This window comes from Actinomycetota bacterium (assembly GCA_005774595.1).
In the GTDB taxonomy this organism is placed as follows: Bacteria; Actinomycetota; Coriobacteriia; order Anaerosomatales; family D1FN1-002; genus D1FN1-002.
This window is the reverse complement of record VAUM01000068.1, coordinates 1-7,750: the sequence shown is the minus strand read 5'-3', so window position 1 is coordinate 7,750 and position 7,750 is coordinate 1. Positions and strand designations below refer to the sequence as shown.

Below are 7,750 nucleotides of genomic sequence, written 5' to 3'. Positions count from 1 at the left end.
CTGCAGCCGGGTGAGGAACTGGTCATCGCGTGCCCCGTCGTCGAGAAGTACGAGGACAAGGGCAACGGATCGTACGAGGTGATCGTGGTGGGGTTCGCCTCGTTCCGCATCACGTCCTACGACGGCGGCGACGTCGAGGGCGAGTTCATCGAGTACCTCGCCAACCCGTCCGTGTACACGCCGGCCCCCGGGGGCGGAGGTCCTCCGGGCGGCATCTCGGCCGCGCGGCTGGTGAACCCGTAGGCACGAGGGAGCGGCGCGCGTCCTCGCGACGCGCGGACAGGTCCTTTCGGCCACCTGTGAGAGGAGAGGGCGGCCATGAGAAGCAAGATCCTGATCGTTGTCGCAGCGCTCGTGCTGGGGGGTGTCGCGGCGGTCGTCGCCGCGCAGTACCTGCGCAGTGCGCGCACCGACATCGCGGCGATGAACGAGCCGGTCGCGGTGCTCGTCGCGCAGCAGGACCTGCCGCGCGGCGTGTCGGCCGAGGAGCTCATCGCGAAGAAGCTCGTCGCCGAGGAGAAGGTGCCGCGCCAGTGGGTCGCGGCCGACGCCGTGTCGTCGGCGCGCCTCGTCGCCAACCAGGTGCTCGCGGTGCCGGTGGGCAAGGGCGAGCTGCTCACGAAGAGCCGCTTCCAGTACCCGAGCGAGGCCGGCCTGTCGTACAGCGTGCCGCAAGACCTCGTGGCGCTGTCCGTCGACGTCGACGACGTGAAGGGTGTCGCGGGGCTCCTGAAGCCGGGCGACAACGTGGTGGTCTACGCGACGTTCAAACCCGATGGGCAGGCCAAGACCGCGTACACGCAGACCGTCGTCGGCAAGGCGAAGGTGCTCGCGGTCGGCGCGGCGGTCACCGCCGAGCAGACGAACGCGGGCGCAGACGAGCAGAAGGACAGCGGCGGCCTGCTCAACAGCCGCAGCGGCGGGACCGCCGGCGAGGAGCTCACGTACCGCACCGTCACCCTCGGGCTGTCCGTCGAGGACGGCGAGCGCGTCGCGTTCGCGCGCGAGATCGGCGAGGTCCACCTCGCGCTGCTCGCGCAGAACGCGCAAGAGCCCAAGAAGCCGGCGCCGGTGTGGTTCAAGGGCCCGGTCTACACGCCGTTCGCGCAGATCGTGAAGTGATGGCGATGACCCCGTCTCTCGTCGTGATCGCCGAGCCCGAGGGCGAGGCGTGCCAGCGGCTCATCGCGGCCGCCAAGGGCGCGTGCGCAGACGACACGGCGGTGGCGCCGACGCTCGAGGGTGCGCTGGCGATCGTCGCCGAGCGCACTGCCGACGTGCTCGTCGCGGGTCCCGGGACCGAGCCGGCGTCGGTGTACGCGGCGATGCCGGGCCTCTCGGGCGAGTGCGGCGCGGGCGTCGTGCTGGCCGCCGAGGCGGTCGACGCGGACCTGCTGCGCGCGGCGTTGCGCGCGGGCGTGGACGACGTCGTGGCGCTCGCCGACCCGCTCGAGGACATCTCCGCCGCGATCGGCCGGGGCCTCGAGGCCTCCCGCCGGTTGCGCGGCGCGGTCGCCGAGGGGGCGGCGGAGGCCGCGCGCGCCAAGGTCGTGACGGTCTTCTCGACCAAGGGCGGCGTCGGCAAGACCGTGCTCGCGACGAACCTCGGCGTCGCGCTCGCGCGCGACACGGGCAAGCGCGTGGCCGTGATCGACCTTGACCTCGAGTTCGGGGACGTCGCGATCATGCTCGGCCTGCAGCCGACCCACACCATCTACGACGCGTCCCAGGTCTTCGACCGCCTCGACGCCGACCTGCTCGCCGGCTTCATGGAGACGCACGGCTCGGGTCTGCGCGCGCTGCTCGCGCCGCTGCACCCAGAGGAGGCCGAGTCGATCTCGGCGGCGCGCATCGGCCAGGTGCTCGATCTCATGCGCGAGGAGTACGACTACGTGGTGGTCGACACGTCGCCATCGTTCTCGGAGGCCGTGCTCGCGGCGCTCGACCGCAGCGACGAGGTGTTCGTGGTCACGATGATGGACGTCGCGAGCATCAAGAACACGCGCATCTCGCTGCAGAAGCTGCGCCAGCTCGGCTATCCCGACTCCCACGTGCGCATCGTGCTCAACCGCTCCGACAGCAAGGTGCTGCTCGAGGCCTCGGAGGTCGAGTCGGCCATCGGCGGCCGCGTGGTGGCGCACATCCCGAGCGACCGCATCGTGCCGCGCTCGGTCAACAAGGGCGTTCCGGTGGTGCTCGAGATGCCGAAGTCCGAGGTGGCCCGCGCCATCCTCGCGCTCGCGCACGAGGCCGCGTCGCCCGCCGCACGGAAGGGGGCGTGAGAGAGCCATGTCGCTCAGGGACCGGCTCGCCTCGGCAGGAGCGACCGCCACCGCGTCCGTCGCCTCGGGCTCGTCCGCGGCGACCACCGAGGCCAAGGACGCCATCAAGCGCAACCTGCACTACCTGCTCATCGAGGAGATGCGCTCCGAGCTCGACACCGAGGAGCGCAACGACGTCGCCCTGCGCGCGGCCATCGAGTCGCGGCTGCAGAAGCTGCTCGACGACGAGGCCACGCCGCTGTCGGCCGCCGACAAGCGCGAGATCATCGACGACGTCATCGACAACGTGCTCGGGTACGGCCCGATCGAGCCGCTGCTGCACGACCCGACCGTGACCGAGGTCATGGTCAACAACCCGTCGACCATCTACGTGGAGCGCGCGGGGCGGCTCTACCTCACCGAGCGCCGCTTCGTCGACGAGGACCACCTGCGCCGCATCATCGACAAGATCGTCGGCCAAGTCGGCCGGCGCATCGACGAATCCTCGCCGATGGTCGACGCGCGCCTCGCGGACGGCTCGCGCGTCAACGCCGTCGTGCACCCGCTCGCCATCAACGGGCCCATGCTCACGGTGCGCAAGTTCTCGGCGGACCCGTACACGATGGACGACCTCATCGGCTTCGGGACGCTGTCGGCCAAGACGGCCGAACTCATCGAGTCGTGCGTGCGCGGCCGCCTGAACGTGCTCATCTCGGGCGGCACCGGCACCGGCAAGACGACGCTGCTCAACGTGGTGTCGGGCTACATCCCGGCCGACGAGCGGATCGTGACGATCGAGGACGCCGCGGAGCTGCGCCTGCACCAGCCGCACGTTCTGCGCCTCGAGTCGCGGCCGCCCAACATCGAGGGCAAGGGGCAGGTGACCATCCGCGACCTCGTGCGCAACTCGTTGCGCATGCGGCCCGACCGCATCATCGTCGGCGAGGTGCGCGGCGCCGAGGCGCTCGACATGCTCCAGGCGATGAACACCGGTCACGACGGCTCGCTGTCCACCGTGCACGCGAACTCGCCGCGCGACGCGCTGTCACGCCTCGAGACGATGGTGCTCATGGCCGGCTTCGACCTGCCGGTGCGCGCCATCCGCCAGCAGGCGTCGGCGGCGCTCGACCTCATCGTCCATCTCACGCGCCTGCGCGACGGCACGCGCCGCATCACGCACCTGTCCGAGGTGGAGGGGATGGAGGGCGACGCCGTCGTCATGCAGGACATCGCGTACTTCGACTACTCGGCCGGCATCGACGCGGAAGGCCGCTTCCTCGGCCGCCTGAAGTCGACGGGTATCCGGCCCAAGTTCACGCGTCGGCTCGAGGACCTCGGCATCCGGCTGTCCGTCGACGTCTTCGAGTACGAGCCGCCCGAGCGGGACTGAAGGGGGCCTCCGATGAACCCCTGGGCCAGGCGGGTCATCATCGCGCTGTCGGTGTGGCTTGCCGCTGCGATGGCGTCGCCCGCCGCATTCGCGGCGGCGTCCGCGCCTGCGCCGGCGGCGCTCGTCGTGCAGGACGTCGACACGTCCGCGTACCCGGTGGTCAGGCTGCACGTCTCGCTGCCGGCGGAACTGCACGCCGCGTCGGGCACGCCGGCGTTCACGCTCGCCGAGAACGGGTCGGCGGTGCGCGACGTCGATGTCGAGGCGCGCACGACGAAGGGCGAGGCCGAGCCCGCGTGGGTGGTGCTGGTCATCGACACGAGCGGCTCGATGGAGGGCCGCCCGATGGCCGACGCCAAGGCCGCTGCGGCCAAGCTGTTCGACGGCCTGGGGGCCGATGCGCGCGTCGCGGTCGTGGCGATCGGCGACGAGCCCAGAGTGCTGACCGGCTACACGGCCGACCGCGCCGCGCTGGGCTCCGCGATCGACGGCGTGTACGCCCGGGGTGAGACCGCGCTGTACGACTCGCTCATGCGGGCGGCGGCGCTCGCGCCGGTCGCTGCGAGTGGAGAGCCCCGCCGCAGCATCGTCCTTCTCTCGGACGGCGGCGACACCGTCTCGAACGCGTCGTTCGACGCGGCGATGAAGGCGCTGCAGGCGTCGGGCGCCGGGCTGTACGCGGTGGCGATCGAGTCCGACGAGTACGACCCGCAGGCGTTGCGCCTGCTCGCCGCCGGCACCGGTGGCCGGCTCCTCGGTGTGAAGGACACCGCGACGCTGTCCGGCTTGTTCGAGGGCATCGCGACCGAGATCGCGGGCGGGTGGACGCTCACGTACACGAGCGCGCGCCCGGGCACGAAGGACCTCGAGGTCGACATCACCGCCGAGTCCGGGGGCGCCGCGGCCGCGGCCGCGTTCGCGTTCCCGAACCCGCTGTTCGCCGGCGAGGTCGCCGGAGCGGAGCCGGTGCTCCCGGAGGTTGGCGAGGATCCGTGGCGCCTGCTGGCCGTCACCGCGCTCGCGTTCCTGTCGGCCGCGGCGCTCGGCGTCGGCCTGTTGCTCATCTTCGTCCGCGAGCCGAACACGCTCGCCCAGCTCAAGTACTACGACCAGCTCCATGCCGATGCCGGCGGCGACGCCGGCGGCATGGCCGACCAGGTCCGGGCGAAGGTCGTCGGGGCCGTCGGCGAGGTCGCCGGCAAGCGCGGCATGCTCGAGTTCGTGGCCGAGCGTCTCGAGGCCGCCGGACTGCCGCTGCGGCCAGCCGAGTACATCACGGTGCACCTGCTCGCGGTCGTGGGCCTCGGCATGGTGACCGAGCTGCTGGCCGGCAGTTTCGCGCTGGCGATCCTCGTCGTGCTCGTCGTGACGGCGTTGCCGATGGTGCTGCTCGCCAACGCCGCGGAGCGCCGGCGCATGCGCTTCGAGGCGCAGCTGCCCGACGTGCTGTCCATGATGGCCAGCTCGCTCCGGGGCGGCTGGGGCATCGGCCAAGCGATCGGGCTCGTCGTGCAGGAGGCACCTGCGCCCTCGCGCGATGAGTTCCGCCGCGTGGACGCCGAGTCGCGGCTCGGGATGCCGCTCGAGCGCTCGCTGCAGAGCATGGCCGACCGCATGCGCAGCACCGACTTCCAGGCCGTCGTGACGGCCATCGCGGTCCAACGCGAGGTCGGCGGCAACCTCGCCGAGGTCCTCGACGTGGTCAGCAACACGATCCGGGAGCGTGAGGGCCTGCGCCGCCAGATCAGCGCGCTCACGGCCGACGGGCGGATCTCGGCCTACATACTCGTAGGGCTGCCCTTCGTCATCCTGGCGATCCTGCTGCTCGTCTCCCCCGACTACCTCGAGCCGCTCTACACCACGCTGTTCGGCAGCGCGATGCTCGTGCTCGGTGTGGTGCTCCTGTTCGTCGGCGCCGTGTGGATGTGGCGCGTGACCCGGATCGAGGTGTGACGCTCGTGTTGGCCACGTTCGCGTTCGTGACGTTCGCCGCCGCCGGGCTGCTCGCCTACGGCCTGCTCGGGCTCGCGTTCTCCGAGGACCGGCGCGTCAGCCGGCGCCTCGCCGACCTGTCACGGTACGAGACGGCACAGGCGCGCGTCGCCCAGCCGCTGCTCGAGCCGTTCGCGCAGCGCGTGCTCAGACCGGCCGCGGACGCCGTCGCCCGGATCGCGCGCGCGCTGTGGCCGGCGGACTACCGCGACCGGCTCAGCGACAAGCTCGAGCGCGCGGGACGCCCGCGCGGGGTCGGCATCGGCCGGCTCGCGACCGCGAAGGCCGCCGCCGCGCTCGGCACGCTCGCCGCGTTCTCGGCGATGGCCGCGTTCGGCGGATGGCGCGTCGGCTCGGCGGTCCTCGTGACGGCGGCCGTCACGATCGTCGCGTTCTTCGTGCCCGACTGGTGGCTCGACGGGGCCGTGGGGCGCCGCCAGCACGACGTCGTCCTCGCGCTGCCCGACATGCTCGACATGCTCACCGTCTCGGTCGAGGCGGGCCTCGGGTTCGACGCCGCGCTCTCCAAGCTCGTACGCAACTCCACCGGGCCGCTTCCCGAGGAGTTCGGCCGCGTCTTGCAGGAGGTGCAGGCCGGCGCGTCGCGCAAGGAGGCGCTCCGTGCGATGGGCGAGCGCGTAGACGTGCCCGAGCTGACCGCGTTCACCAGCTCCATCATCCAGGCCGACATCTTCGGCGTGTCCATCGCGCGCGTGCTGCGCACCCAGGCCGACGAGCTGCGGCTTCGCCGCCGCCAGCGCGCCGAGGAGCTCGCTCAGAAGGCGCCGGTCAAGATGGTCGTGCCGCTCGTGCTGTGCATCCTGCCGTCGACGCTGATCGTCATCGGCGGCCCGGCCGTGGTGAGGATCATGGGCCTGTTCATGTGAGCGGCCCTTGTTGAAGCCGCCAGCCGTTCCCGCATGAGCCTCTCCTCTCCTTGCGGGTGCGGATACTGACGGAATGGCGCGGGGCGCTCCTTCGCCGGAGGCGTCCCGCGCCGGACCGTCCGGGCGTGTGGCATGATTGCGGCGTCCGCAGGGCCGCGTGCGCGAAGGGTGCGGGAGAAGCGATGGACACCGACAAGATCGCTGCGGGCGTGCGCCTGGTGCTCGAGGGCATCGGCGAGGACCTCACGCGAGAGGGGCTCGCGGACACGCCCGAGCGTGTCGCCCGCATGTACGAGGAGATCTTCGCAGGGACAGGCGAGGATCCCGCGCAGCACTTCTGCGTGACGTTCTCCGAGGGGCACAGCGAGATGGTGCTCGTGCGCGACATCCCGCTCTACTCGGTCTGCGAGCACCACATGGTGCCGTTCCTCGGCCGCGCGCACGTCGCGTACATCCCGGGCGAGTCGGGGCGCATCTGCGGGCTGTCCAAGCTCGCGCGCGTGGTCGACACCTACGCGAGGCGCCTGCAGGTCCAGGAGCGCATGACCTCGCAGATCGCCGACACCATCGTGGAGCACCTCCGCCCGCGCGGTGTCATGGTCGTCATCGAGGCCGAGCACCTGTGCATGTCGATGCGCGGCGTGCGCAAGCCCGGCGCGATCACCACCACGAGCGCGGTGCGAGGCATGTTCGAGCAGTCGTCGAAGACGCGCGCCGAGGCCATGGCGCTCATCACGGGCCGCTCGTGACACCGCTGCTGGCGTCCGCGTGGGCGTCGCTCGGGCTGGCGCTGCTGTGTCTCGGGGGCGCCGCTGCCGCTATGCCGGCGGCGGGCCGATGGCGCCGCGCCGGCGGGGTGGCGATCGCCGTGGGGTTCGTCGGCGCGGTCATCTGGCTCGCCGTGTTCGCCGTGGGCGCCGCGGTGACCATCGGGACCGGCTCGGCGTACGTGCCGATGCCGGAGATCGCCACGATCGCGGCCGGCCTCGCGGCGGCGGCGACCGGCGCCGGCATCGCCGTGGCGTCGCTGCGGGCGAGGAGCGCGGCGTGATCGGCCTCGCCGCGTCGCGGGCCTGGAGGTGCGGCGAGCGGCTCGCCGCCGCCGGCGACCACGAGGGCGCGCTCGCGGCGCTTCGCGAGGCCGCGTCGCTTGCGCCCGGCGACCCCCGCATCCGGTTGCAGGAGGCGCTCGCGCTCGGCGAGCTCGGCCGGTACGACGA

The 7,750-nt window shown here is 72.1% G+C and carries 8 protein-coding genes; all 8 read left to right on the top strand.

All coding sequences use genetic code 11. The features are described from left to right. Window positions 1–318: 318 nt before the first annotated feature. Complete coding sequence (gene cpaB / locus FDZ70_04305) at window positions 319–1,122, top strand: Flp pilus assembly protein CpaB (protein TLM78320.1); 804 nt, start codon at window positions 319–321, stop codon at window positions 1,120–1,122. A 5-nt stretch (window positions 1,123–1,127) separates the two neighbouring features. Then, complete coding sequence (locus FDZ70_04300) at window positions 1,128–2,282, top strand: hypothetical protein (GenBank protein ID TLM78319.1); 1,155 nt, start codon at window positions 1,128–1,130, stop codon at window positions 2,280–2,282. A 7-nt stretch (window positions 2,283–2,289) separates the two neighbouring features. Further along, complete coding sequence (locus FDZ70_04295) at window positions 2,290–3,651, top strand: CpaF family protein (GenBank protein ID TLM78318.1); 1,362 nt, start codon at window positions 2,290–2,292, stop codon at window positions 3,649–3,651. Between the two features lie 12 nt (window positions 3,652–3,663). Next, window positions 3,664–5,604 (top strand): VWA domain-containing protein, encoded by a 1,941-nt coding sequence (locus FDZ70_04290; protein TLM78317.1) that lies wholly within the window; start codon window positions 3,664–3,666, stop codon window positions 5,602–5,604. Between the two features lie 5 nt (window positions 5,605–5,609). Continuing rightward, entirely contained in the window at window positions 5,610–6,530 is a 921-nt protein-coding gene (locus FDZ70_04285) for a type II secretion system F family protein (protein TLM78316.1), read from the top strand. A 182-nt stretch (window positions 6,531–6,712) separates the two neighbouring features. Beyond that, entirely contained in the window at window positions 6,713–7,279 is a 567-nt protein-coding gene (folE, locus tag FDZ70_04280) for a GTP cyclohydrolase I FolE (protein TLM78315.1), read from the top strand. Beyond that, window positions 7,276–7,581, top strand: coding sequence for a hypothetical protein (locus tag FDZ70_04275; GenBank protein TLM78314.1), 306 nt, complete (start codon window positions 7,276–7,278; stop codon window positions 7,579–7,581). Before folE ends, FDZ70_04275 begins: the two co-directional genes overlap by 4 nt. Continuing rightward, a partial coding sequence (locus FDZ70_04270; GenBank protein ID TLM78313.1) for a tetratricopeptide repeat protein occupies window positions 7,578–7,750 on the top strand: 173 nt, incomplete at its 3' end. The genes FDZ70_04275 and FDZ70_04270, both read left to right, overlap by 4 nt.